The sequence below is a fragment of the Erythrobacter sp. HI0063 genome (genome assembly GCF_001635685.1).
Classification (GTDB): domain Bacteria; phylum Pseudomonadota; class Alphaproteobacteria; order Sphingomonadales; family Sphingomonadaceae; genus Qipengyuania.
In genome coordinates this window covers 15,063-40,857 of sequence record NZ_LWFF01000274.1, presented here as the reverse complement: position 1 = coordinate 40,857, position 25,795 = coordinate 15,063, and the positions used below count along the sequence as shown (strand labels likewise).

22 protein-coding genes are annotated in these 25,795 nt (G+C 65.3%); 7 read left to right on the top strand and 15 right to left on the bottom strand.

Features of this window, described 5'->3' with window-relative positions:
* Positions 1 to 63: 63 nt before the first annotated feature.
* Entirely contained in the window at positions 64 to 1,524 is a 1,461-nt protein-coding gene (locus A3736_RS08765; RefSeq protein WP_067681781.1) for an FAD-binding oxidoreductase, read from the bottom strand.
* Between the two features lie 164 nt (positions 1,525 to 1,688).
* Here A3736_RS08765 and A3736_RS08760 point away from each other — a divergent pair, with 164 nt between their 5' ends.
* On the top strand, positions 1,689 to 2,297 hold the full coding sequence (locus A3736_RS08760) for a hypothetical protein (RefSeq protein WP_067681776.1): 609 nt from the start codon (positions 1,689 to 1,691) through the stop codon (positions 2,295 to 2,297).
* A 127-nt stretch (positions 2,298 to 2,424) separates the two neighbouring features.
* A complete protein-coding gene (locus A3736_RS08755) occupies positions 2,425 to 3,837 on the top strand; it encodes a DEAD/DEAH box helicase (protein ID WP_067681773.1) in 1,413 nt (470 codons plus the stop codon).
* Positions 3,838 to 3,886: 49 nt separating this feature from the next.
* Here A3736_RS08755 and A3736_RS08750 read toward each other — a convergent pair whose 3' ends face one another.
* Positions 3,887 to 6,187: an ATP-dependent helicase gene (locus A3736_RS08750; RefSeq protein WP_067681770.1), complete on the bottom strand. Its 2,301-nt coding sequence runs from the start codon at positions 6,185 to 6,187 to the stop codon at positions 3,887 to 3,889.
* A 146-nt stretch (positions 6,188 to 6,333) separates the two neighbouring features.
* Between A3736_RS08750 and A3736_RS08745 the strand changes: the two genes are divergently transcribed.
* Positions 6,334 to 6,864, top strand: a complete 531-nt coding sequence (locus tag A3736_RS08745) for a hypothetical protein (RefSeq protein ID WP_233999330.1) — start codon at positions 6,334 to 6,336, stop codon at positions 6,862 to 6,864.
* 102 nt (positions 6,865 to 6,966) lie between these two features.
* On the opposite strand, the gene rsmD is transcribed toward A3736_RS08745, so the two are convergent.
* Genes rsmD through A3736_RS18155 form a run of 3 tightly spaced genes read right to left on the bottom strand, consistent with a single transcriptional unit; the run spans position 6,967 to position 8,406 of the window.
* A complete protein-coding gene (rsmD, locus tag A3736_RS08740; RefSeq protein WP_067681767.1) occupies positions 6,967 to 7,512 on the bottom strand; it encodes a 16S rRNA (guanine(966)-N(2))-methyltransferase RsmD in 546 nt (181 codons plus the stop codon).
* Complete coding sequence (locus A3736_RS08735; protein ID WP_067681764.1) at positions 7,512 to 8,267, bottom strand: pseudouridine synthase; 756 nt, start codon at positions 8,265 to 8,267, stop codon at positions 7,512 to 7,514. Before A3736_RS08735 ends, rsmD begins: the two co-directional genes overlap by 1 nt.
* Positions 8,268 to 8,277: 10 nt before the next feature.
* On the bottom strand, positions 8,278 to 8,406 hold the full coding sequence (locus A3736_RS18155; protein ID WP_255362977.1) for a hypothetical protein: 129 nt from the start codon (positions 8,404 to 8,406) through the stop codon (positions 8,278 to 8,280).
* A gap of 75 nt (positions 8,407 to 8,481) precedes the next feature.
* On the opposite strand from A3736_RS18155, the gene A3736_RS08730 reads away from it, so the two are divergent.
* Positions 8,482 to 10,278, top strand: coding sequence for an MFS transporter (locus tag A3736_RS08730; protein WP_067681761.1), 1,797 nt, complete (start codon positions 8,482 to 8,484; stop codon positions 10,276 to 10,278).
* 16 nt (positions 10,279 to 10,294) lie between these two features.
* On the opposite strand, the gene A3736_RS08725 is transcribed toward A3736_RS08730, so the two are convergent.
* Genes A3736_RS08725 through trpB form a run of 5 tightly spaced genes read right to left on the bottom strand, consistent with a single transcriptional unit; the run spans position 10,295 to position 14,859 of the window.
* Positions 10,295 to 11,584, bottom strand: coding sequence for a folylpolyglutamate synthase/dihydrofolate synthase family protein (locus A3736_RS08725; RefSeq protein ID WP_067681758.1), 1,290 nt, complete (start codon positions 11,582 to 11,584; stop codon positions 10,295 to 10,297).
* Positions 11,585 to 11,609: 25 nt separating this feature from the next.
* Entirely contained in the window at positions 11,610 to 12,458 is an 849-nt protein-coding gene (gene accD / locus A3736_RS08720; RefSeq protein WP_067681754.1) for an acetyl-CoA carboxylase, carboxyltransferase subunit beta, read from the bottom strand.
* Positions 12,459 to 12,509: 51 nt separating this feature from the next.
* Positions 12,510 to 13,289, bottom strand: a complete 780-nt coding sequence (gene trpA, locus A3736_RS08715; RefSeq protein ID WP_067681751.1) for a tryptophan synthase subunit alpha — start codon at positions 13,287 to 13,289, stop codon at positions 12,510 to 12,512.
* A complete protein-coding gene (locus A3736_RS08710) occupies positions 13,286 to 13,618 on the bottom strand; it encodes a hypothetical protein (RefSeq protein ID WP_156502055.1) in 333 nt (110 codons plus the stop codon). The genes trpA and A3736_RS08710 overlap by 4 nt, the downstream gene beginning before the upstream one ends.
* On the bottom strand, positions 13,615 to 14,859 hold the full coding sequence (gene trpB / locus A3736_RS08705; protein WP_067682088.1) for a tryptophan synthase subunit beta: 1,245 nt from the start codon (positions 14,857 to 14,859) through the stop codon (positions 13,615 to 13,617). The genes A3736_RS08710 and trpB overlap by 4 nt, the downstream gene beginning before the upstream one ends.
* Positions 14,860 to 15,015: 156 nt before the next feature.
* Here trpB and A3736_RS08700 point away from each other — a divergent pair, with 156 nt between their 5' ends.
* Positions 15,016 to 15,480, top strand: a complete 465-nt coding sequence (locus A3736_RS08700) for a porin family protein (RefSeq protein WP_233999329.1) — start codon at positions 15,016 to 15,018, stop codon at positions 15,478 to 15,480.
* 52 nt (positions 15,481 to 15,532) lie between these two features.
* Here the strand turns inward: A3736_RS08700 and A3736_RS08695 are convergent, their stop codons facing one another.
* The 4 genes from A3736_RS08695 to purB are packed head-to-tail and all read right to left on the bottom strand — an operon-like array spanning position 15,533 to position 18,697.
* Entirely contained in the window at positions 15,533 to 16,162 is a 630-nt protein-coding gene (locus A3736_RS08695) for a phosphoribosylanthranilate isomerase (protein ID WP_067681747.1), read from the bottom strand.
* Positions 16,163 to 16,197: 35 nt separating this feature from the next.
* Positions 16,198 to 16,875 (bottom strand): orotidine-5'-phosphate decarboxylase, encoded by a 678-nt coding sequence (gene pyrF, locus A3736_RS08690; protein ID WP_067681743.1) that lies wholly within the window; start codon positions 16,873 to 16,875, stop codon positions 16,198 to 16,200.
* The gene (locus A3736_RS08685) at positions 16,872 to 17,285 is read right to left on the bottom strand and encodes a DUF1049 domain-containing protein (RefSeq protein ID WP_067681740.1); all 414 of its coding nucleotides are present in this window, start codon (positions 17,283 to 17,285) and stop codon (positions 16,872 to 16,874) included. Before A3736_RS08685 ends, pyrF begins: the two co-directional genes overlap by 4 nt.
* 50 nt (positions 17,286 to 17,335) lie before the next feature.
* Positions 17,336 to 18,697 carry an adenylosuccinate lyase gene (gene purB / locus A3736_RS08680; RefSeq protein WP_067681736.1) on the bottom strand — a complete coding sequence of 454 codons (1,362 nt, stop codon included), beginning with the start codon at positions 18,695 to 18,697 and terminating at the stop codon, positions 17,336 to 17,338.
* A 234-nt stretch (positions 18,698 to 18,931) separates the two neighbouring features.
* On the opposite strand from purB, the gene A3736_RS08675 reads away from it, so the two are divergent.
* Positions 18,932 to 21,736 (top strand): DUF3857 domain-containing protein, encoded by a 2,805-nt coding sequence (locus A3736_RS08675; RefSeq protein ID WP_067681733.1) that lies wholly within the window; start codon positions 18,932 to 18,934, stop codon positions 21,734 to 21,736.
* A gap of 12 nt (positions 21,737 to 21,748) precedes the next feature.
* Here A3736_RS08675 and radC read toward each other — a convergent pair whose 3' ends face one another.
* A complete protein-coding gene (gene radC, locus A3736_RS08670; protein ID WP_067681730.1) occupies positions 21,749 to 22,441 on the bottom strand; it encodes a DNA repair protein RadC in 693 nt (230 codons plus the stop codon).
* Positions 22,442 to 22,536: 95 nt separating this feature from the next.
* Between radC and A3736_RS08665 the strand changes: the two genes are divergently transcribed.
* Complete coding sequence (locus A3736_RS08665; RefSeq protein ID WP_082851400.1) at positions 22,537 to 25,773, top strand: YdbH domain-containing protein; 3,237 nt, start codon at positions 22,537 to 22,539, stop codon at positions 25,771 to 25,773.
* The last annotated feature ends 22 nt before the right edge of the window (positions 25,774 to 25,795 follow it).

The window sequence follows — 25,795 nt, the reverse complement described above, 5'->3', positions numbered from 1 at the left end:
AATGTAGCGTTGCGCGCATTGGTTCGGTTGGACCCGCCCCCCGGCACGCGTGAAGCGCGCGCTTTACGGAGAGTCCGGCGCGGAGGCAAGCGGGAGCAATTTGCCCGGATTGAGGATGCCGCGAGGATCGAGCGCCTGCTTGACCGCACGCATCGTCGCCAGCGCCACCGGATCGCCGAGCCGCTGCAATTCGTCCACCTTCACCTGACCGATCCCATGTTCGGCGCTGATCGATCCGCCATACCGCGTGACGAGGTCGTAGACGAAGGAACTGACCTCCTTCGCCTGGGAGGCTTCCCATTCCGCCCGGTCGCTGCCGCGCGGGGCGAGGACGTGGAAGTGGACGTTGCCGTCTCCGAGATGTCCGAAAGCGATCGCGTCGTGATCGGGGAAACGCGCTTCGACCGCGGGCACCGCCTCGGTGACGAAATCCGCCATGCGCGCCACGGGCACGGAAATGTCGTGCTGCGCCGCCGGGCCGATCGCGCGTTCGGCGGGCGCGATCGATTCGCGCAGCAGCCAGAATTGTTCGGCCTGATGCTCGTTCGCAGCGATGGTCGCATCTTGGAGCAGATCTTGTTCCAGCGCGCTTTCGAGCAGAGTCTGGGCCACAAGATCGAGCCTGTCGTCCGCGCCCTCCTGCACCACAAGCTCGATCAGCGCGTGCCATTCATGTTCGCCGCGCAAGGGGCTGCGCGCATCGGGCAGGTAATCGAGCACGGCGGCAAGCGAATGTCGTGGAACGACCTCGAAACCTTCCAGCAAATCGCCTGCATGGGCCTCGCAATGGAGCAGCAGCTCGCGCGCCTGCCGGATCGAGCCGAGCCCTGCCCACAACACGCGCCGCCCCCCGATTTCGGGAAGCAGGCGCAGGGTCGCGGCGGTGACGATTCCCAACGTCCCTTCCGAACCGATCAGGAGCTGTTTGAGGTCGAACCCGCGATTGTCTTTCTTGAGCGGTGTGAGCGTGTCGAGCACGCTGCCATCGGCCATGACCGCCTCCAATCCCAGCACTTGCGCGCGCATCGATCCGTGGCGCAGCACCTGTGTCCCGCCCGCATTGGTCGAGACGAGGCCGCCCACGGTAGCCGATCCCTTGCCGCCCAATGTCAGCGGAAAGCGCAAGCGCTCCATCTCGACGGCGTCGTGGAGGGTCTGAAGCACTACGCCCGCATCGCACACGATCTCCCGCGCCTTGGTGTCGAGCGAGCGGATCGCGTCCATTCGCCGCATGCTGAGGAGCAGGGTCGTGCCGCTGTCATCGGGCGTGGCACCGCCCGACATGCCGCTATTCCCGCCCTGGGGCACGATCGGCACGTGGTATTCGTGACACAGCCTCACGAGCGCGGCGACCTCATCGGTCGAGGCAGGCGAGGCGAGGCCGAGCGTCTTGCCGGTAAAGCGGCCGCGCCAGTCGGTCAGCCATGGTTCGACCAGTTCGGGATCGTCGGTGAAACCGCGCGGGCCGAGCAATGTGCGGACCTGATCGATGAACGAGGACGTGGGGTGGGCGGGGTGATTCATGGTGGTCGATATGCCACACCTGTTCGCTCCAGCGCCACCGCGTTGGGGCGCAGGGGTGCAATTAAGCGCGCGTTCAAGCATTCAGGGGCAGGGCGACCTGCGACGAGACCGCCCGCGCACATTCGCGCTCGCGCGGCGATTGGAGGGACTTTCAGCTTCTGCCCATGGCCAGCCTAGCCATCTTCCTGTCCCCTTTGCTTTTGTTGGCGACCTCCGCAGTCGATAAGCCTGTGGCCGATGGCGTCGTGGTGAACAGCCAGGTCCACACGCAACAAGATGCGCCTGCGCGCCTGACGGAAGAGGCGGCGCGGCGCCGGAACGACATGTCGCAGAGCGCTGCGCCCTGGTGGGTTCGCTTCGCGCCCGATTTCCGCCCACAGACTGCCAATCAGGTGCGGATCGAACGCCGGGTGATCGTGCGGATTTCGCCGCGCGCCGTACCCCCGCAGAGCTTCGCTCCCGCTGCTGCCCAGACGCGCGCGCCGGTTCGGTTCGTGACGCGCCCGATGGACGATTGCCTGCCCGTTTCCGCCATCGCGGGTGTCAGGGCCAGCACCGGAAATCGTCTGCTGCTCTATCTGCGCGATCGGCGGCTGATCAGCGCGCAGCTCGAACGGTCCTGTTCGGCGCGCGACTATTATTCGGGCTTTTATTTCGAGCCCAACGAGGACGGGCGGCTCTGCGTCGATCGCGATCGGCTGCTGTCGCGTACGGGGGCGAAATGTTCCCTGTCCGATATGTCGCAGCTGGTGGCGGTCTCCGGCGGCGAGTAACCGCTGCGATTTCTTGACTTGACGGCGATTTTGCGCCAAGGGCCGCGCCGCGTGCGGACCTTTCCCGCGCACCTCGTTTCTCGACCCTTTCCCCGGACTCCACACTCCTGACCCGAAGCGGACCTGCATGACCTTTGCCGATCTCGGCCTTTCCGAAAAACTCCTCGATGCGGTCGAAGCCGCCGGTTATACCGAGCCGACCGCGATCCAGGCCGAGGCGATCCCGCCGGTCCTGATGATGAAGGACATCATCGGCATCGCGCAGACCGGTACCGGCAAGACCGCCAGTTTCGTGCTTCCGATGATCGATATCATGGCCGCCGGACGCCGCCGCGCGCTGATGCCGCGCAGCCTGATCCTGGCGCCGACCCGCGAACTGGCCGCCCAGGTGGCTGAAAATTTCGAGAAATACGGCAAGAACCATGATCTGAAGCTCGCGCTGCTGATCGGCGGCGTGCAGATGGGCGATCAGGTCAAGGCGCTGAACGAAGGCGTCGACGTGCTGATCGCCACGCCGGGCCGGTTGATGGACCTGTTCGAGCGGGGCAAGATCCTGCTGAACGGGTGCGAACTGCTCGTGATCGACGAAGCGGACCGCATGCTCGACATGGGGTTCATTCCCGACATCGAATTCATCTGTTCCAAGCTTCCCGATGCGCGCCAGACGCTGCTGTTCAGCGCCACCATGCCGCCGCCGATTCAGAAGCTGGCGAAGAAATTCCTCACCGATCCCAAGCGGATCGAAGTCAGCCGCGCGGCCAGCACCAATAAGGACATCACCGCCTTCAAGGTGATGACCAAGGCGCGGGGCAAGGCCGATACGCTGCGCTGGCTGCTCGCCCACGATCTGGTCGAAACCGCGATCGTCTTCGCCAACCGCAAGACGACGGTGCGCGACCTGAACAAGAGCCTGCAGCGCGACGGTTTCCGCAGCGGAGAAATCCATGGCGACATGGACCAGTCCAGCCGCCTGCAGGAACTGGATCGTTTCAAGAAGGGCGAGGTCAATATCCTCGTCGCCAGCGACGTTGCCGCGCGCGGGCTCGACGTGAAGGGCGTCAGCCACGTCTTCAATTACGATACGCCCTGGCATCCCGACGATTACGTGCACCGCATCGGTCGTACCGGCCGCGCGGGCGCCAAGGGACGCGCGTTCACTTTCGTGACTCCGGAAGATGCCGAGGCGATCGACAATGTCGAGAAGCTGACCGGAAATCCGATCAAGGTGTTCGGGCAGGAGGACGTGCGCGTCGAACTGCGCGATTCTTCGCAGGACAAGGCGGAAAAGACCGACGAGCCGCGCGACGAAAAGCCCGCGCGTAAGAGCCGCCGCAAGAGCGAAGAGCGCGACGACAGCGCGCAGGATGCGTCGCCCAAGGACAAGCCGCGCCGTGACCGGTCTCGCATCGAGCGGGATGGTTCCGACGAGCAGCCAGAGCGCAAGGCCGCTCGCCGCGACGACCAGCGCGACGAAACCGTGCCCGCAGGCGAGTGGAACGGACCGCGTCCGACATTCCTCGACGTGTCCGCTCTGGGGTGACCGCTTCGCTCCCTCGGGGGAGCGTTGCGGTGATGCCAAAAGACGGTGGCTAGTCCGCCAGCTTGACGAAACTGTCGATCACGCGCTTGGTCCCGGCTTTCTCGAACGCGATTTCGAGCTTGTTGCCTTCCTGATCGGTGACTTCGCCATACCCGAATTTTTCGTGGAAGACGCGCGCACCGATCGCGACGTCGGTCCGGGCCTTGGCGGCGAAGCTTGCGGCGGAACGCTTGTTTTCGCCGATGCGCGCCTGCTTGGTCTCGTATCCGGTGGCGAGCGCCCGCTGCCAGCCGGGGCCGCGCGTGGTGCTGCGGTCGGGGCGGTCGCGCGAAACATGGGCGAAGGGATCCTCGCTCTCGCTCCAGTTCGCGCGCCATAGGGATGCGCCGCCGCTCATCGTGGTTTCCTGCTCGATGTGTTCGTCCGGCAATTCCTCGATGAAGCGGCTCGGGATGGAGCTGGTCCACTGGCCGAAGATACGGCGATTGGCAGCGTGCAGGATCGTGCATTTGCGCCGTGCCCGCGTGATCGCGACATAAGCGAGGCGGCGTTCCTCCTCCAGCGAGGCGAGCCCGCCTTCGTCGAGCGCGCGCTGCGAAGGAAACACGCCTTCTTCCCAGCCGGGCAGGAAGACGTTGTTGAACTCCAGCCCTTTGGCGGCATGCATGGTCATGATGGTGACCTTCTCGTCATCGCCTTGCGCGTCATTGTCCATGACGAGGCCGACATGCTCTAGAAAATCGCCGAGCGTGTCGTATTCCTCCATTGCGCGGGCAAGCTCGGAAAGGTTTTCCGCCCGCCCTGCGCTTTCGGCGCTGCGTTCCTTGGCGAGCATGTCGTCATAGCCGCTTTCGGACAGGACGAGGCGCATGAGATTAGCGGGCGTCTCCCGCTCCGCCGCTTCGCGCCAGTGGACGAACTGCTTCAGCAACCCAGTCAGCATGTTGCGCGCGCGGGCCGGCAGTTCGTCGCTGTCGACGAGGTCGAGGCTGGCGGCGGCGAGCGGAAGGCCGGTGCGGCGCGCATGGCGGCGCATCGCTTCCAGCGTCTTGGCGCCGAGGCCGCGCTTGGGTTGGTTGTAGATGCGTTCGAAAGCGAGATCGTCGGCAGGCTGGGCGATCACGCGCAGATAGGCGAGCGCATCGCGGATCTCGGCGCGTTCGTAAAAACGGAAACCGCCCACGATGCGGTAATTGAGGCCGATCTGGATGAAGCGATCCTCGAACTCGCGGGTCTGGTATTGTGCGCGGACCAGGATTGCGATCTCGTCCAGCGGAGCGCCTTCGCGCTCCAGCCGCTCGATATCCTCGCCCACCCGGCGCGCTTCTTCGGGCGCGTCCCACACGCCGATTACACGCACCTTGTCGCCCGCCGGAAGCTCGGTCCATAGCGTTTTGCCGAGCCGCTGGCTGTTGGCGTCGATCAGGCCGGACGCGGTCGCGAGGATCTGGGGCGTGGAGCGATAATTCTGCTCCAGCTTGACGACCTTGGCGCCGGGAAAATCCTTTTCGAACTTGAGGATATTGGCGACTTCCGCCCCGCGCCAGGAATAGATCGACTGGTCGTCATCCCCCACCACGCAGATATTCTTGCGCTCCTGCGCCAGCAGGCGAAGCCACAGATACTGGACCTGATTGGTGTCCTGATATTCGTCCACCAGGATATATTTGAAGCGCCGCTGATACTGTTCCAGCACATCGCGATGCTGGCGGAAGATGTTCAGCATGTGCAGCAGCAGATCGCCGAAATCGCAGGCGTTGAGGCTTTTCAGCCGCTCCTGATACAGGCGATAGAATTGCTCGCCGAGCCCGTTGGCGTAGCTTTCGTTCTCCACCGCATCCAGATCGCCGGGATTGAGGCCGCGGTTCTTCCACCGGTCGAGCAGACCGGCGAGCTGGCGGGCGGGCCAGCGCTTCTCGTCGAGATCGTTTTCGCGGATCAGCTGTTTCAGCAAGCGCAGCTGATCGTCGGTATCGATGATGGTGTAGTTGGATTGCAGCCCGACCAGTTCGGCATGGCGGCGCAGCATCTTGGCGCCGATCGAATGGAAGGTGCCGAGCCAGGGCATCCCTTCCACCGCCTGGCCCATGTGGCGCGCCACCCGTTCGCGCATTTCGCGCGCGGCCTTGTTGGTGAAGGTGACGCAAAGGATCTCGCTCGGCCAGGCGAGGCGCATGGCGATGAGATGCGCGAGCCGCGCGGTCAGCGCCGCGGTCTTGCCCGTGCCTGCGCCCGCCAGCATCAGCACCGGCCCTTCGGTGGTGGTCACCGCCTCGCGCTGGGGCGGATTCAGCCTCTGGGCATAGGCAGGCAGATCGTCGCGAGACGTGGGGACAGTGAGATCGGTCATGAGGTCAGGCGAACAAGTAGGGAACGGCGGGCCGCCGTGCAAGCGCTGCGACGAGCCGAGCCGCAGCGTCGGGCACGCGTCGGAACCTCCAGCGGGGTTTGCCCGTTAAGAGGGCCATAGACACGATCCACGAAAGGATACGACTTATGAAGACTCTTCTTGCCGCAGGCGCCGCTCTTGGCCTCGCCATCGCCGCCGCTCCTGTCACCGCGCAGTCGGCCAACACCACCGCGACCGCATCCATGCAGATGACCGCCGCCCAGAAGGCGATGTATGACGGCTGGCCCGCCGATCGCCGCGCGACCTATGACGCATGGCCCGCCAATGCGAAGACCTATTACTGGACGCTCACCGACCAGCAGAAGCAGGGTTGGTGGATGCTCAACAACGAACAGCGCGTCCGCATCGTCGGCATGACTCCGGCCCAGCGCACGCAGGCCTGGACCGCCATCGCATCGCAGATGGCCGGTAACATGAACAATGCGTCGGCAACCGGTTCGGCGAACATGTCGAACACCGCGAGTGCGCGTACCGTCACCACGGGCAACATCCGCTTCGTCAGCAATGCCCGCGTTCAGCCCACGCCGGGCGATCAGGGCCCCCCGCCGCCGACCGCACAGCTTCCGATCTGCGAACCGATGCAGCAGGACAATTGCATCAATCGCGGCGCGCGATAAACTAGCTGCCACCCGCGAGCCGCGCATCGCGCGATCGCGGGGCTTGGAAGGGGGCGGAGCTGCCATGGCGGCTCCGCCCTTTTTCGTGCGGGAAATTCCGATCTAGGACGCGAGGCGCAGGAGAGTGAGCTTCGCCTTGCCGACCTTTCGTTCGGCATCCACGGCGAGCAGCTTGACCGCGACATCCTCGTCCTTTGCCGTTTCCAGCGCGATCCAAGTCGCTTCGCCGATCCAGCCCAGCCTGATCATCCGGTCGAGCGCCACCTGGCCCGCTCCGGTCCCATAGGGTGGATCGAGCAGGATCAGATCGTGCGGCTGCTTGGCCGGGCCGAGGCTCATCACCGATCCCGCTTGCACCGTCGCCCGATCGCGCGCTTTCAGGGCCGCGATATTGGCGCGGATCGTATCGAGTGCTGCGCCGTCATTCTCCACGAACAGGCAATGGCCCGCGCCGCGCGACAGCGCTTCGAGGCCCAGCGCGCCCGATCCGGCGAACAGATCCGCGACCGCCAGATCCTCGAACGATCCCAACCGGCTGGCGAGCATGCTGAACAGCGTTTCGCGCGTTCGATCGGCGGTCGGCCTGGTCGCCTCACCCTTGGGCGCGCTCAACTTCCGCCCGCGCCATTCCCCCGCGACGATACGCATCAGCGCCCCCGCTTCAGCGATTTGCGGAAGCGTTCGACATCCGACTGGCGGATTTCCACCGCCTGGCCGCGCGGCAGGTCGGCGAGTTCGAAGGGGCCGTAGGCGGTGCGCAGCAGGCGGTTCACCTTCAGGCCGAGATGTTCGAGCACGCGGCGTACCTCGCGGTTCTTGCCTTCGGTCAGCGTCATCTCGATCCAGCGATTGCGCCCGCTGCCGCGTTCGAGATCGGCCTCGATACTGCCATAGCGCACCCCGTCGATCGTGATGCCTTCCATCAGATCGTCGAGCTGCGCCTGCGATACCTCTCCGAAAGCGCGCGCGCGATAGGTGCGCGGGACGCCGGATGCGGGCAATTCCATCGCGCGCTTCAATTCGCCGTCATTGGTCAGCAGCAGCAGGCCTTCGGTGGAAAAATCCAGTCGCCCTACGGGCATCAGACGCGGCGTGTTCTTCGGCAACGCGTTGCGCAGCGCAGCATAGATCGTAGGCCGCCCCGCAGGATCGCGCTCGGCGGTGATGAGGCCGGAAGGCTTGTGAAAAGCGAACAGGCGCGGCGCTTCGGGCGCGGCAACGGGCTTGCCGTCCACCGTCACACCCTTGAGGCTTTCCAGCTTGATCGCCGGTGTGTCGAGCACCTTGCCATCCAGCGCCACGCGTCCATCGGCGATCATCCGTTCGACCTCGCGCCGGCTGGCGACACCCGCGCGGGCGAGCAATTTTGCGATCCGGTCTCCGGTTTCGGGCAGGGCAGGCATGGCCGCGGCTTTAGGTCCGCGCGCCCGCGCTGTCCATCTCGTCGCGCACGCTCGCCTGATCGCCATCTGTAAACCCGCCTTCAGGTGCGAGACCGGTTTCGATGCAGCGTCCACTCGCGATAAAGTCGGTAAGCGCCATCGTTCAGGTTCCCTTCGCTTGCGACGCTGCTAGGGTCGCTCGAAATTCTTACGAAATTGGAAGGACGTACCCGGAATGGCGCCAGTGGCAGGACAGACGAAGCGAAGCGCCTGGAAGGTGCTCGGCCTGGCGCTGAGCAATCGCAAGACCGTCTTCATGCTGCTGTTCGGCTTTGCGCAGGGCCTGCCGCCCGCGCTGTTCCTCGGCACGCTCTATGCCTGGCTGTCCGAGGCCGATGTCGATCTCGAAACGATGGGCGTCTTCAGCCTTGTCGGGCTTGCCTATGCCTTTCAGTTCCTGTGGTCGCCACTGCTCGACCGGGTCGATATTCCGGGGGTGCGCAGGCTTGGCAAGCGCAAGCAATGGATTGCGCCGATGCAGTTGATCGTCGGGATCGCGCTGGTGGTGATGAGCACGCTCAATCCCGCGACCTCGCTCGGCTGGTTCAGCCTGCTCGCCGCGATCGGCGCCTTCGCCAGCGCGACGCAGGATATCGGCATCAACGCCTGGCGTATCGACGTGGCGGACGAGGTCGCGACGCTCGATATCCTGTCCACCATCACGCAGATGGGTTTCCGGCTCGCCAGCCTCGTCGGCGGTGCGATCGGCCTCATTCTGGCGGAAAAGAACGGCTGGCCGTGGGTCTATGTCATGTTCGGCTTCGTCATGCTGGCGATCGGGATAGCCGGGCTGTTCGCGCCCGATGCCCGCGTTTCGGACGATAAGGTGGCGACCGCTGCCGCCAGCGACGCCGAAGTGGCGGAACTCTACGAAGTGGGCGAAGTCACGCCGAAAATCCGCAACCGTGCTTTGCTGGCGGTCGGTATCCTGTGGGGCTGGGCGATCGTGACCGTGGTCGTCTTCATGGTCCGCAGCATGACCTCGACGCCAGAGCTGCGGCCCGACGTCACGCTGTTCACGACCACTTACGGGCCGTTGATCGTGCTGGCGACCATCGTGCTGCCCGCTTTCATCGCCGCTTGGGTCGTCAAGCAGAAGCGCGACGGAAAGAACGTGATCGCGGCGCACGAAGCGGGCGCCGCGATCGAGCCGCCGACAGTCACGTTCACCGATCATCTCTATCGCGCGCTGGTCCTGCCGCTGGTCGAATTCGTCAGCCGGATGGGCTGGTCGCTGGTGCTGGTGCTGGCGCTGGTGCTGACTTACCGGATCACCGATTCGGTCTGGGGCGTGTTCGCCTACCCGTTCTATCTGGGCGAGCTGGGCTATACGGGCGAGGATGTGGCCTTCGCTTCCAAAATCCTCGGCATCTTTGCCATTCTGATCGGGCTGGCGCTGGGCGGGTGGCTGATCACTCTGCTGGGCCGGATGTTCATGCTCACGCTGGGCGCGATCGTCGCCGCGGCGACCAACCTGCTCTACGCCGATCTGGCCGAAGGCGGGGCGCTGATGCAGGCGGCGAGCGACGCGATCGGCTTTACCTGGCTCGTTAATTCGGTGGCGAACGGCTTGTCCTTCCTGTTCTTCACCTCCGCCCCGCCGTCCGAAGGGTTAGCGCGGCTTTCCTTCACGATCTTTTGGGAAAACTTCGCCATCGGGATCGCGGGCGCGGCCTACATCGCCTGGCTGTCGAGTATCGTGGCCAAGAAATACGCCGCCGTGCAGTTCGCGCTGCTCGCTTCGCTGACGCTGCTGATCGGCACGCTGGGGCGCGGCGCGCTGGGCGAGATGATCGAAGTGCGCGGCTACACCTACGTCTTCATCCTGACCGCGCTGATCGGCGTGATCGCCGTGGTGTTGTGTATCGCGGAATGGGTGCGCGTGGTCCGTTTGGGCAAGGATGCGGGTGTGGTGGCACCGGACACCAGCGAACTGGCAGCGGAGCCGGCGGAAACTCCCCAAACCGCTTGAACGACGGCCTGACTAGCTAGTCGGGCAGTTCGCCAGCGAGCTGGAGGACCGTGCCCGCCAGATAGAGCGAGCCCGCAATCAGCACCGGCAGGCCATTGTCCGGCAGCGCGGCTAGGGCGGCGGGGACATCGGGTGCGGATTGCGCGTCCGGGCCGAAGATTTCGGCAGGGTGGTAATCGTGCCCCGGCACCGGCACCACAGTGAGGCTGGCGAGATTATCGCCAAGCGGATCGGTCAGCGCCTTGGGATCTTTCGCCTCCAGCATCCCGACGATCAGGTGCAGTCGCTGGCCTGCGAAATGCGCACCCAGCATCGCGCCCGCACTGGGATTGTGGCCGCCATCGAGCCAGACTTCGCGATTGCCCGTCAGCCGACTCGGCGCGAGGCGCTGAAGGCGCGCGGGCCAGCGGGTGGCGCGGATACCCTCGGCCATCGCCTCGCGCGAGACAGAGACCACGTCCTGATGCCGCAGCATGGCGATCGCGAGCGCAGCGTTCTCGATCTGGTGCGGGCCGGGCAGGGTGGGAGCGGGCAGGGCCAGTTCGCCATGCCGATCGCGGTAATGAAGGCCAGCCAGCTCGGCGCTCCCATCCCAGTCGCGGCCCTTCACGGCCAGCGGCGCACCCGCCGCCATAGCCGCCCGCTCGACTTCCAGAAACGCGCCTTCGGGATAGGACAGGGCGACGACCGGGCGGCCCGGTTTGACGATCCCCGCCTTCTCGAACGCGATGCGGGCAAGCGGCTCGCTCGGCACGCCTTCCTCAGGTGCGAGCAGGAAGCGTTCGTGATCGATCCCCAGCGCCGCGATGCCGCATATCGCCGGGTCTTCGATCACATTGGTGGCATCGAAGCGCCCGCCCAGACCCACTTCGATCACGCAGGCATCGGCGGGCACGCCCGCGAATTCGACGAATGCGGCCGCGATGGTGACTTCGAAGAAGCTTGGAGCCAGCTCCTCGCCCGCATCCAGCACTTCGGCCAGCAATTCCGCCAGCCGTGCATCCTCGATCAGCCTGCCCGCCACGCGGATACGTTCGTTATAGCGGACGAGGTGCGGACTCGTGGTGGCGTGGACTCTCTTGCCGTCCGCTTCCAGCGTCGCGCGCAGGAAGGCGCAGGTGGAGCCTTTCCCGTTCGTGCCCGCGACATGGAAGACCGGCGGCAGGCGCAGATGCGGATTGCCCAGCCGTTCGAGCAGCGCGCGGATCGTGCCGAGGCCCAACCGTCCCTGCGGCACGCTGAGCGCAGCCAGCCGATCGAGCTGGCGCTGGACGGCGGGATCGGCGGAGGTGGCGAAATCCATCATTGCCTCCCCGGAGCAGAAATAAGCGTCAGGCCGCCTTCTTGGGCGAGAGGTAGTCCAGCACCGTCGCCAGCGTATCCTTCAGATCGCTGCGGTGGACGACCATGTCGACCATGCCGTGCTTGTGGAGATATTCCGCGCGCTGGAAGCCTTCGGGCAATTGTTCGCGGATCGTGTCCTGAATCACGCGCTGGCCCGCAAAGCCGATCAGGGCGCCGGGTTCCGCGATGTGGATGTCGCCAAGCATGGCATAGCTGGCCGTGACGCCGCCCGTGGTCGGGTCGCTCAGCACCACGATGTAGGGCAGGCCTGCCTCTTTCAGGCGGCGTGTCATCACCGTCGCCTTGGGCATCTGCATCAGGCTGAGGATGCCTTCCTGCATGCGCGCGCCGCCCGCTGCCGTCACCACGACATAGGCGCAATTGCGTTCGATCGCGCGTTCGGCCCCTTTGCAGAAGGCCGTGCCCACCGCCATGCCCATCGATCCGCCCATGAAGCCGAAATCCTGCACGCCGACCACGGCGGGCGTCCCGTCGATCTCGCCCGATCCGACGGTGAAGGCGTCCTTGTGCGGATTCTTCGCGCGCGCCTGTTTCAGGCGGTCGGTGTATTTCTTCGTGTCGCGGAACTTCAGCGGATCTTCGCGCACGTCGGGCTGCGAGAGGACGCCGTAGCCCGGATCGAGTATCTGGCGCAGCCGCTCGTCCGCGCCGATGCGGCCGTGATGGTCGCAGCGCGGGCAGACATATAGATTGTCCTCGTATTCCTGCGCGAACACCATTTGCTGGCATCCGGGGCATTTGACCCAGAGATCCTTGTCGGTCTCCTTCTTGGGCAGGAAGGTCAGCGAGTTTCGGACGCGATTGAACCAGTTCATGGGCCGGGCCTATAAGCGTATTTCAGGCGCATGACAGCCCCCAAGCGGATGCTAGCGCGCCGAATGCACCGCCTCGGCCAAAGAGGCGGTCAGGCTGCGCAGATGCTCGGGCGCATCCGCACCGTGTTCCGCCACCAGATCGACCAGCGCCGATCCGACGACCACACCATCGGCAACGCGTGCGATGTCAGCAGCTTGTTCGGGCGTCCTCACACCGAATCCCACGGCCACGGGGATGTCGGTCGCCTGCTTGATGCGCGCGACATTCGCCTCGATCGATTCGATCGCCGCCTGCTGCATCCCGGTGATGCCCGCCACCGCGACGTAATAGAGGAAGCCCTCGCTCCCCGCGACGACCTGCGGCAGGCGCTTGTCGTCGGTGGTCGGCGTGGCGAGGCGGATGGGCGCGATACCTTTGGCGCGCAGAGCCGGGCCGAGCGCGTCGTCCTCTTCGGGCGGGATGTCGACGCAAATGACTCCGTCGACGCCCGCTTTGATGGCCGCATCTGCGAACCATTCCGGCCCGCGACGGACCATCGGATTGGCATAGCCCATAAGGACCAGCGGCACGTCCGGATGGCGCTGACGGAACTGAGTGGCGATCGCGAGTACGTCCGCCGTCGTTGTCCCTGCGCCGAGCGAGCGGATATTAGCTTTCTGGATCGCGGGGCCGTCGGCCATCGGATCGGTGAAGGGCATGCCGAGCTCGATCACGTCCGCGCCGCCAGCGACGAGTGCGTCGAGATTTGCCGCAGTGTCGCCATCGCCTGCGGTCAAGAAGCAGACGAGGGCGGGATGGGGCTTGGCGAAGGCTGAGGAGAGGCGGGTCATTCTCCTTCTCCAACGTTTTTTTGATGTCCCGATTTAAATCGTAATGCGACCATATCGATCACGAAGAGTATCATCATCGCTGCCGCCGCACCAAATACGCTAGCCCAGATTTCATCGGAGAATTTCAGCCCGTTGAGAAAGAAATGTGCTACAAGAAAACCGCCGATCCATCCTCCGGTCGATCCAAATATTCGTTTCAGAGAATCTGACGCGGATACTGGTGTTTCGTACCCTTCGATGATGATTACGGCGAGGAAAACCGCGAGCACCAATCCAAGTATCAGCGCGAATGGCGCGATGGCCCCCAACGGCATTACCGCATCGCTCACATCTCCACTCCCAACCGCTCGGCCACAGTGAAGATGTCCTTGTCCCCACGCCCGCACAGATTGGCGAGGATGATCGCGTCCTTCGGCATTTCCTTCGCGCGCTTTTCCACCGCGGCGATGGCGTGGCTCGGCTCCAGCGCGGGGATGATACCTTCGGTACGGCAGAGGAGCTGGAACGCCTCCAGCGCTTCCTCGTCCGTGACCGCAGTGTATTCGACACGGCCCGAATCCTTCAGCCAGGCGTGTTCCGGGCCAATGCCGGGATAATCGAGCCCCGCGCTGATCGAGTGGCCTTCGGTGATCTGGCCGTCCTCGTCCTGCAACAGATAGGTGCGGTTGCCGTGCAGCACGCCGGGAAATCCGCCGAGCAGGGACGCCGCGTGTTCGTTGCCGTCGAGCCCACGCCCCGCCGCCTCGACACCGAGCATCTTCACGTCCGCATCGTCGAGGAAGGGGTGGAACAGGCCTAGCGCGTTCGATCCGCCGCCTATCGCCGCCACCAGCAGATCGGGCAGGCGGCCGATGCGGTCCTGCATTTGCTGGCGCGCTTCCTTGCCGATCACGCTCTGGAAATCGCGGACAAGCTCCGGGTAGGGATGCGGCCCGGCGGCGGTGCCGATAATGTAGAAGGTGTCGTCCACATTCGCGACCCAGTCGCGTAGCGCTTCGTTCATCGCATCCTTCAGCGTGCCGCGCCCGCTCGTCACCGGGCGGACTTCGGCGCCCAAGAGCTTCATGCGGAACACATTGGGCGACTGGCGGCGCACATCCTCCGCGCCCATGAACACCGTGCAGGGCAGGCCGAAGCGCGCGCAGACCGTTGCGGTGGCGACGCCGTGCTGGCCCGCGCCGGTTTCCGCGATAATGCGCGTCTTGCCCATTCGGATGGCGAGCAGGATCTGCCCGATGCAATTGTTGATCTTGTGCGCGCCGGTGTGATTCAGCTCGTCGCGCTTGAACCAGATCTGCGCGCCGCCCACGGCTTCGGTCAGCCGCTCGGCGAAATAGAGCGGGCTGGGCCGCCCGACATAATGTTCGAGCAGGTCGTCGAATTGCGCCTGAAAGGCGGGATCGGCCTGCGCGGCGCGATATTCGCGCTCCAGATCGAGCACCAGCGGCATCAGCGTCTCGGCGACGTAGCGCCCGCCGTAATCGCCGAAATGGCCGCGTTCGTCGGGCATGTGACGCATGCTGTTGGCGAGAGTGGCGGTCTCGTCAGGCTTCGTAGTTTGTTCGGTCATCGCCACAGCGATTGGCAGAGGGTCCGATCCATGTCCACTGGCTTCACCTGCGGGTGCCGTCCAAAGCAGCGCCGTCGCTAACGCGTATTTTACGTATCGATTGTAGCTCTCCGCTTCGGGGATCGGGCTTCGGCCCTCTTGGAACAGGGAAAAAATATGCGTTTCATGAAAATGGGATCGGCTCTGGCACTCTCGGTATGCGCCGCGCCGGCGATTGCGGGCGAATCGACCGGCGGGCCGCGCGTGGAACTGCGCGGCGGTGTGGCTTGGTCGCACGGTCATACAGATCCTGTCATCGGCGCTGCGGCGGGTTACGATTTCGATCTCGGTAAGGGCAGTTTCGCAGGCGCCGAAGTCTCGGTTGAGAAAATGCTCGCCGACGACACCCATTGGGAATGGGCGCTCACGGGCCGGTTGGGAACGCCGGTGAGCAAACGCGGCAAGGTTTTCGCCAACGCAGGCTACACCTTCACCCATTACGAGGAAGCGCCGCACCTGGGCGGCGGATACGAACACCATATCGGCACGGGCAAGGCCTATGTCGCTCTGGAATACCGCCACGTATTCGGCGATTACCACGAAGTCGACGCGATCACTCTGGGGATCGGCACGTTCTTCTAGGGAGCCGGTCGGACCGGTTGTTCGGACGAGGCGTGGCTAGGAACCCGACGAATCACGCGGCGCGCACCGCCTCGCAGAATGCCTTGATGCGGCCGATATCCTTGACGCCCGGTTCGGTCTCCAGCCCGCTGGAAGCATCGACCAGTGGCGCGCCGGTACGCGCGATCGCTTCGCCGACATTGTCCGGTGTCAATCCGCCCGCCAGCGCCCAGGGCATGAACGGCTCCCACCCGTCGAGCAGATCCCACTGGAAGCTGACGCCGTTGCCGCCGGGCAGCGCCTTTGCGGGCGCATCGAAGAGGAGGCGATCCGCCGCGCCTTCGAACTTCTTCGCATTGTCGAGCGTTTCGGCCGACCGCAAGCCGATCGAGCGCCAGGCTTCGACCTTTATCGTCTCGCGCACCAGCTTGATCCATTCCGGCGTTTCGGAGCCGTGGAACTGGATCACGTCCGGGCGGATCGCCTCGTAGGCGCGGGCGAGCGGTTCGGGTTGCATCGCCACGGTGACGAGCACCAGCTTGACCGATTCGGGCACGCGGCGGCGCAGCTTGGACGCCTGTTCCAGAGTGACATGGCGCGGGCTCTTCTCGAAATGGACGAAGCCCACATGAGTCGCGCCAGCATCGACGGCGGCGTCCAATGTCTCGGGCGTGGAAAGCCCGCAAATCTTTATATCGGTCATTCTAGATCCTGGGCGTATCCTGCCGGAAATTCGTATCAGAGCGTCGCTTCGATGGCGCGGGCGGCGGCGAGCGGGTCTTCGGCGCGGCTGATCGGGCGACCGATGACGAGCACGCTCGCCCCCGCGTCACGAGCCGAGCGGGGCGTGACGGTGCGCTTCTGATCGCCCGCCGATGCGCCCGCCGGTCGCAGGCCCGGAACGACGAGGAAGCAGTCTTTCCACTGTTTGTGGACCGCGCCGACTTCCTGGCCCGAACACACGATCCCGTCCAATCCGGCGTCCTGCGCCAGTTCGGCTAGGCGCAGCACGTGATCGTGGGGCGAGCCCGTAATACCGGTGCGCTTCAGATCGCGCTCGTCCAGGCTGGTGAGCATCGTCACCGCCACGACACGCGTGTGTTCGCCCGCCGCGGCCTTGGCATCTTCCATCATCGCGCGTCCGCCGCTGGCGTGGACGGTGACGATGGCCGGTTCGAGCGTGTTGATCGCCTGCATCGCGCTTGCAACGGTATTGGGAATATCGTGCAATTTGAGATCGAGGAAGATCGGCAGCTTCGCCGCATGCGCGATGTCGAGCACGCCGTGATGGCCGTGAGCGCAGAAGAATTCGAGCCCCAGCTTCAATCCGCCGACATGCGCGCGGACCGTGATCGCCAGATCGCGCGCCGCGTCCAGTTGCGGCAGATCGAGCGCGAGATAGACGGGGTTGCTCATGGGTTGTCCGGCCGGGTCGGGGCGGTGTCCGATTCGACTGCGACGGCCGGTTCTTCGTCCGTCTCGGTCGTCGTCGTGGAGCTGGTATTCTCGGTTTCGACGCCATCGCCGGGACGGGTCGGCGCGACCGGTTCTGTCACGACAGGCGTGGCCGCCGCGGCGGTGGCATTGGCGCGCGCAGCCGATTCCAGACCGGCGATCCGCCGCTTCAGCCGCCATTTGGTCCCGCGATGGATCAGCCACATCGGCACGAGGCCGAGCAGGAAGGCGACGATCACCAGCGCCGGAATCTTCGTTTCCAGCACGATATTGGTCCAGATCTGCACTTCGACCGGATTCCAGTTGAAGGCGGTGAAGATCAGCAGCGCGGCGAGGATCACCACCCAGACGATCGTGCGGACGATTTGCATGGTCTGTCTATCCTTCCCGAAAGATCGGTATCGAGCCTACGCAGCCGAGCCTACGCAGCGCCCGGCGCTTCGTCCAGTTCCCCGCCATCGGTAGCGGCTTCCGCGTCGAATACCCGCTGAAAGATCGTATCGACATGCTTGAAGTGGTAGCCGAGGTCGAATTTTTCCTCGAGCTGTTCGGGCGAGAGCGCGGCGGTCACTTCCTCGTCCTGCTTCAGCAGATCGAGCAATTGCATCCGCCCGTCCGATTCCCACACCTTCATGGCGTTGCGCTGGACCAGCCGATACGCATCTTCGCGGCTGACGCCCGCCTGGGTGAGCGCCAGCAGGACTCGCTGCGAGTGCACCAGGCCGCCCATGCGGTCCATATTGGCCTGCATGCGTTCGGGATAGACCAGCAGCTTTTCGACCACGCCGGTCAGTCGTGCCAGCGCGAAGTCGAGCGTGATCGTCGCGTCCGGCCCGATGAAACGCTCGACGCTGGAATGCGAGATATCGCGCTCGTGCCACAGGGCCACGTTTTCGAGCGCCGGGAGAGCATAGGCGCGGATCATGCGGGCCTGGCCGGTCAGGTTCTCGGTCAGGATCGGATTGCGCTTGTGCGGCATCGCGCTCGACCCTTTCTGGCCGGGCGAGAAATATTCCTCCGCTTCCAGCACTTCGGTGCGCTGCAGATGGCGGATTTCGACCGCCAGCCGCTCGATCGAGCCCGCGATTACCGCCAGCGTGGCGAAATACATGGCGTGGCGATCGCGTGGGATCACCTGGGTGCTGACCGGCTCGGGAACGAGGCCGAGCTGTTCGGCGACATAGGCCTCGACCTGAGGGTCCACATTCGCGAACGTGCCGACCGCGCCCGAAATGGCGCAAGTCGCGATTTCGGCGCGCGCATCCCACAAGCGGGCGCGGCAGCGCTCGAACTCGGCATAGGCCTGCGCGAGTTTCAGGCCGAAAGTGACCGGTTCGGCATGGATGCCGTGGCTGCGACCGATGGTGGGGGTGTATTTGTGTTCCTCGGCGCGGGTCTTCAGCGCGTCGAGCAGGCCGTCCATGTCTTCGAGGAGAATGTCGGTCGCCCGCGCGAGCTGGACGTTCAGCGTCGTGTCGAGCACGTCGGAACTGGTCATGCCCTGATGCATGAAGCGCGCTTCATCGCCCACCTGTTCGGCCACCCAGGTGAGGAAGGCGATCACGTCGTGCTTGGTCACCGCCTCGATGGCGTCGATCGCCGCGACGTCGATCGCGGGCTCGGTCTTCCACCAGTCCCACAGCGCCTCCGCCGCGCTTTGCGGCACCACGCCCAGATCGGCGAGCTTGCTGGTCGCATGTGCCTCGATCTCGAACCAGATGCGGTATTTCGCTTCCGGCTCCCACAGGGCGGTCATGGCAGGGCGGGCATAACGGGGGACCATCGGAGACTCCGGATCAGACTGGGCGAGGGATTTCGCGGCAGCGGCTAGGGGGCGGCATGGATAAAGGCAAGGCCATGACCGGCCCCGACCGGATACCCCGGCGATTGCGCGGATTTCCCGGTGCCAAGCCAAGTCTCGTCCAAAGCGGAACCAAGTGCCCTTGTGTCCGACGTAAACCCAAGGCAGGATCGGTATCAGGAAGCGGCCCCGTTTGGCCGTTCCAGGGGGAATTTCATGCATAGTTTTCGGGTCGCCGCCGTGTCATCCATCGCGATCGCCTGCGCGGCGTTCGCCGTTCCGGCCTCGGCCGGGGAGGAACCGCTTTATCAACCGGCGCCCGATTGGGTCGGCTTCGAACCGCTGACGGAAGAGGATCTGGCGGTCGAATCGCCGCTGGTTCGCGCGGAAAAGCGGGTTCGGCTGGAGGATGGACGGGTCTGGTCCTATTCGGACGCGGCCCTCCGGTTGGGCACGCCGGAAATGCTGACCCAGATGAATCAGCTGGCGCATGTGTGGATGCCCGACAAGGGCGATCTCATCTTCCACAGCGTCCAGCTTATCCGCGACGGTAAGGTCATCGACCTCTTGGCCGATGGCAATCGCTTCGAAGTCCTGCGGCGCGAGCAGGAGCTGGAGAAGCGCGTGCTCGACGGGCGGCTGACGGCGACCATGCCGCTTTCCGGCGCTCAGGTCGGCGACGTGCTGCGCATGGCGGTCTCGACGACGGTCAGCGATCAGGCTCTGGGCAGGGAGATGCAGTTCATCGACGGCCTCGTCGCCGAGCCGATCCCGTTCGGCGATTTCGGGATGGAAATCTCGTGGCCCGAAGATGCCGACATCAAGTGGAAAATCCGCGGCGAGGCCGAGGAGCCGACCGTGAGGACCGCGAACGGCTACACAATCCTCGAAGTCGATCTGCCGCTGCCCGAACAGCCCGAAATGCCCCAGGACGCGCCGCTGCGGTATCTGATGCCGCCCCTGATCGCGGCCACCAGCTTCAGCGATTACGCTCAGGTGTCGCGCGTGATGGCACCCTATTTCGCGACCGAAGGCACGATAGCTCCGGGCAGCGATCTCGCCCGCGAAGTCGCGGCGATCGCCGAAGCGGCGGGCTCCAATCCCAAGCTGCGCGCTGCCTTGGCGACTCAATTCGTGCAGGATCGTGTCAGCTATCTTATGAACGGGATGGATGGCGGGAATTACCTGCCCCAATCGCCCGCCGATACGTGGAAACTGCGCTTCGGCGATTGCAAGGCCAAGTCCCTGATGCTTGCCGCTATGCTCGAAGAACTCGGGATCGAGGCCGAAAGCGTGCTCGTGCGAACCCAGGCTGGCGATGCGGTGCCCGAAATGCTGCCCGCGCCCGCCAGCTTCGATCACGTGATCGTGCGCGCCACTATCGACGGGACGGATTACTGGCTCGACGGGACTTCGCGCGGCACCAGGCTCGCCAATATGGACGAGGTGCCCGCCTTCTATCACGGGCTTCCCCTGCGCGAAGGCGGCGCCGACCTCGTCGCTCTCGACCAGCGCGGGCAGAGCGTGCCGGACGGGGACGTTCGCCTGGTCCTGGACAGCCGTGCGGGCGTGGCAGTGCCAGCCCTGTTCGATATCACGGTGACAAACACCGGCGCGGCAGCGGTGGGCGTCGAAAGCCTCGACCAGATCGCCGATGACGATACGCGCTACAACGTCGTCTCCAGCGTGATTGGGGGTGTCCTCGGCGAGGTTCGGATGAGCGACTATTCGGTCGAATTCGATGAAGATACCGGGACCGCGACTTATAAGGCGAAAGGCCTGATTACTTCGCCGTGGACGCAGGATCGCGGCGTCTATCGCCTATCCGCTCCCGCGCAGGCCGCAGCGGATTTTTCGATCGATTCCAACCGGTCGCGCGCGGCGTGGCGGGACATTCCGCTGCGGATCAATTACCCGCTCTATTACCGCTCGCAAGTCGAAGTGCTGCTGCCGGAAGAGGCCGATGCCTTCACGCTGCGCAATGGCGATCCGATCGATACCGTTATCGCGGGCGTCCAGCTGACGTCGACCGCGCGGTTGGACGACGGGAAACTGACCATCGCGCAGACCAATCGCAGCACCCGCCCCGAAATCCCTGCCGACGAGATCGCGACCGCCCGGCGCGAAGCGGCGCGGCACGAGCGCGCCCTGCCGCTGCTGATCGCTCCCGAAAGCGCGATGCGCGCGTGGGAATACGGCAAGGATCGCAGCCGTCTGGCGGCGATGGAAAAGATCTACGCCGATCTGATCGAGGAGGCGGATGCGGACGATCCTTCGGCCTATCTCAATCGCGCTTCGTTCCGCCAGGGGACGCTCGATTACAAAGGCGCGCTGGCGGATTACGACGCGGCGCTCGCCATCGAGGCGGATGAGAACACCTATTTCGCCCGTGCGGAACTCCACGGAATGATGGGCGATCTGGAAGCCGCGCTCGAGGATATCGAGACGGCGGAAGATCTCTCGCCCACCGGCTGGAGCTATCCGCAGCGGGTCCAGTGGCTTGGGCGCCTGGGCCGCGCGGACGAAGCGCTGATGCTGGCCGAAGAATATGCCGACTATGTCGAGGAACGGCATCGGGCCGATCAGGTCATGGCCGAAGCGCTCGGCTGGGCCGGGCGGTCCGAGGAAGGTCTCGCCCTGCTGGAGGAGACGCTGGCGGCCCGACCCGGCGATGGCGGCACGCTCAACGCGATGTGCTGGCTGGCGGGCACACGCGACGCGGTGGACGATGCGATGATGGCGCATTGCGAAGAGGCGGTGCAGCGTTCGAGCTACAGTCCCGGCTCGCTCGATAGTCGCGCGCTCGCTCATTATCGCATGGGCGATTACGCTGCGGCTCTCAACGATGCCGATGCGGCCCTGCGCGAACATCGGGAGATGCCGGAAACGCGATATCTGCGCGGCCTTATCCTGATTGCGCAGGGAGACCGGGAGGCTGGGCGCCGATCGATCGCCGAAGCGGTCGCGATGCGACCGGGTGTCGAAGCGGAATACGCGCAGTGGGGACTTTCGCCTCGATAGAGCCGGAGAGCCCTAGATCAGGCCCTTCGCTCTCAGCGAGACGTGCCGCCCGCCGCCGCCCACGATCACATGGTCGTGGACAGTCACGCCGACATGGCGCCCGGCCTCGGCGATCTGGTTGGTGATGGCGATGTCGGCGCGGCTGGGTTGCGGATCGCCGCTGGGGTGGTTGTGGACCAGGATCAGCGCGGTGGCCCCGATGTCGAAGGCCTTGCGCATCACCTCGCGCGGATGGATCGCGGCCTCGTCGATCGAGCCTTCGCTGGCGAGATGGTCGAGGATCAGGCGGTTCTGCGTGTTGAGATAGAGCACGCGCACGCGCTCATGCGCCAATTGCCCCATGTCGATGGCGAGGTAGTCCATCAGCGCCTGCCAACTGCCCAGGACGGGGCGGTTCTCCACCGCCCCACGTGCCATCCTGCGCGCCGCCAGCGCCACGCTGCGCAGCGATGCCGCGTTCGCTTCGCCCATGCCCTTGACCTGCATCAGCGCAGCCGGATCGGCGTTCAGGACGGCGCTGAGCGATCCGAACTGCGCGATCAGCCGTTTGGCGATCGGTTTGGTGTCGCCCTGTCGCATCCCGGCAAAAAGGAGAAATTCGAGCAGCTCGTAATCGGCCAGCGCTTCGGCGCCGCCCTTCAGCAGGCGTTCGCGAAGACGGGCGCGGTGACCGGTGCCGGAATGAGAGGTCGCATCCTGCGGCAAGCTGTCCTCCCCGTTTCCCCGACGTCATCCGGCCGCGTCATCGCCGGTTAAGCCGCATTGCCTTTAGCAGGGCGTTCGCGCAAGGGACGCAATCTATGACCGGGGTCGAGAGCCACGCCGAGGCCGAGCCGGCCGACACCGCTTCTGCCGATGATGGCGTGCCGACCGGTCGCACCCGTTCTAGATGGCGCAAGAAGCGCTGGATGGTGCCGTTCGCGGTTCTCGTCCTCCTGACCGTCACGATCCTCGCCCTGTGGCTCGCGCGCGAACGGATCGCGGGCGACGTCATCGAAGACCAGCTTGCGGCGTTCGATCTTCCGGCGACGTACGATATCGAGAGCATCGGGCCCGAGGCGGCCGTGCTAACCGATCTGGTCGTCGGCGATCCGCGCGCGCCCGACTTCACGGCGGAGCGCGTGGTGGTCCGCCTCGAACAGCGTCTGGGCACCCCCGAGATCGGCCGCATTATCCTCACACGTCCGCGCCTCTACGGCGTTTTGCGCGGCGGGCGAGTCAGCTTCGGCAGTCTCGACGAAGTGATCTACCGCGAAAGCGACGCGCCGCCCGGCCTGCCTGAAATCGACATCGCAATCCGCGACGGGCGCGGGCTGATCGAGACGCGATACGGCGCAATCGGGCTCAAGCTCGACGGCGAGGGACGGATCGATGACGGGTTTTCCGGCACGATCGCCGCCGCCGCCCCAGAGATCGAGGCCGATGGCTGCGCTATCGCGGGCGCAACTTTGTACGGCGCTCTTGCGACGAAGGATGGGGTGCCGTCCTTCGAAGGGCCGCTGCGCTTCCGTTCGCTCGATTGCGGGGATGTGTCGCTCGCCGCCGGATCGGCGCAGGTCGAAGCGCGCAGCGATGCGGCACTGGCGAATTTTTCCGGCTCGGCGGGCCTGCGCCTCGGCCGCGCGGAGGCGGGCGCCTATGCCGCAAACGGGATCGGTGGGCGTGTGAGAGCGAGCCTGCGCGGCGACGTGCTGGCCCTCGAGCACACGCTGGCGCTGCGCGGTGCCGCTTCGCCTTATGCCACGGCGGCCCTGGTCACGCTGGACGGTGCGCTGCGCAGCGATCGGAGCCTCGATCGCCTGGATTGGCGCGGCGATGTGGAAAGCAATGGCCTGCGGCTCGGTGCGCGATCCGATGCGGCGATCGCAGAGCTGGGGAGCAGCGGCGCGGGTACGCTGGTCGCTCCGATCGCCAAACGTGTCGCCGATATCCTGCGCCGCGAATCGCGTGGTAGCGCCTTCGCCGCCGACCTGTCCGCGCGCTATGGCCCAAGCGGAGCCACTCTCGTGATGCCGCGCGGCGCGCTGCGCGGCGGATCGGGCACGCGGCTTATGTCTCTGTCGCGCGTGGAGGCACAATTTCGCGACGGTGCTCCGCCGCTTCTGGCGGGCAATATCGCCATGGGCGGGGCCGGGCTTCCGTTCGTCAACGGCAGGATGGAGCGGCGCGCGACTGGCGATACCGAATTCCGGTTGGCCATGCGCCGCTACGAAGCGGGCGGCTCCGCGCTCGAAATCCCACGCCTTACGCTGGCGCAAGCCAATAGCGGCGCCTTGCGTTTCACCGGCGAAGCGATTGCGAGCGGGCCGCTGCCGGGGGGATCGACGCGCAATCTGCGCCTGCCCATCGAGGGGCGCTGGATGCCCGGCGGGGCGCTCGCGCTGTGGCCGGGTTGCACCGATGTGGGCTTCGACAGCCTGACGCTTGCCAATCTGACGCTCGAACGCCGCCGCCTGACCCTGTGCCCGCCGCCGGGAAACGCCATTGTCCGCAACGGGCCTGACGGCATCAGGATCGCTGCGGGCGCGCCTTCGCTGGACCTTGCGGGCAGGTTAGGCAGCACGCCGATCCGGCTCGTCAGCGGGCCTGTAGGCTTCGCCTATCCCGGCGTGATGACCGCGCGCGAGCTGGACGTATCGCTCGGCCCAGTCGGCACGGCGGCACGCTTCGTCGTCAGCGGGCTCGACGCGCGGTTCGGCGAGGATATCGCAGGCACGTTTTCCGACGCGGACGTGACGCTCGACGCCGTGCCGCTCGATATCGGCGAAGCGACAGGAAACTGGCGCTATCGCGACGGGCGGCTCGAACTCGCCGAAGGCAGCTTCATTCTGACCGACCGGGCGGATCCCGACCGGTTCGAGCCGCTGGTGGCGCGCGACGCGACGCTGGCGCTCGAAGACAATCTGATCACCGCCTATGCCGATCTGCGCAATCCGGCGAGCGACCGGATCGTGACCGGGGCCGATATCCGCCACGATCTGTCGACCGGGCGCGGCCATGCCGATCTCGCCATCGCGGACCTGCAATTCGATCCTCTGCTCCAGCCTGACGATCTGTCGCGTCTGGCCCTGGGCGTGGTTGCGAATGTTAGCGGAATTGTCAGCGGGACGGGTCGGCTGGACTGGGGCGCGAACGGAGTGACCAGTTCCGGCGAATTGACGACCGACGATCTCGATCTCGCCGCCGCCTTCGGCCCGGTGCGCGGGGCGAGCGGAACGATCCGCTTCACCGATCTCCTCAACCTCACCACCGCACCGGGCCAGACACTGCGTGTCGCTTCGATCAATCCGGGGATCGAAGTGCTCGACGGCGAAGTCGAATTCGCGCTGCGAAATTGGCAATTCCTGTCGGTCGAAGGGGGGCGCTGGCCGTTCATGGGCGGCGAGCTAATCCTGCGCGAGGTCGATCTGAATTTCGGCGTGGAAGAGGAGCGGCGCTACGTCTTTGAGATCGTCGGACTGGATGCGGGCGCCTTCATCGACCAGATGGATATCGGCAATCTCGGTGCCACCGGCACGTTCGATGGGACCGTTCCCATCGTTTTCGATGCGCAAGGCAATGGCCGGATCGAGGACGGGCTGCTGCTGTCGCGCGCGCCGGGGGGCAATATCTCCTATGTCGGTGAGCTGACTTATGAAGACCTGTCTCCCATCGCCAATTTCGCCTTCGATGCGCTGCGCAGCCTCGACTATCGTCAGATGCGCCTCGCGATGGACGGGCCGCTGACCGGCGAGATCGTGACGCGCGTGCGCTTCGATGGAGTCAGCCAGGGCGAGGGGGCCTCGTCCAATTTCATCACGCGCAGGCTGGCGGCGCTGCCGCTTCAGTTCCGCGTCAACATCCGCGCGCCGTTCTATCAGCTGATCACGTCGCTGAAATCGCTCTACGACCCGGCCGCCGTGCGCGATCCGCGCGAACTCGGCCTGCTATCGAGCGACGGGACGCGCCTGCTGGGCCGCGAGGTGACGGGCGAGGAGGCCGCGGAACCCATCGAGGAGGACGATATCGTGCCCCAAGGCCCCGGAACCCGACCATGAGACATTCAGGATCAAGAAAGCG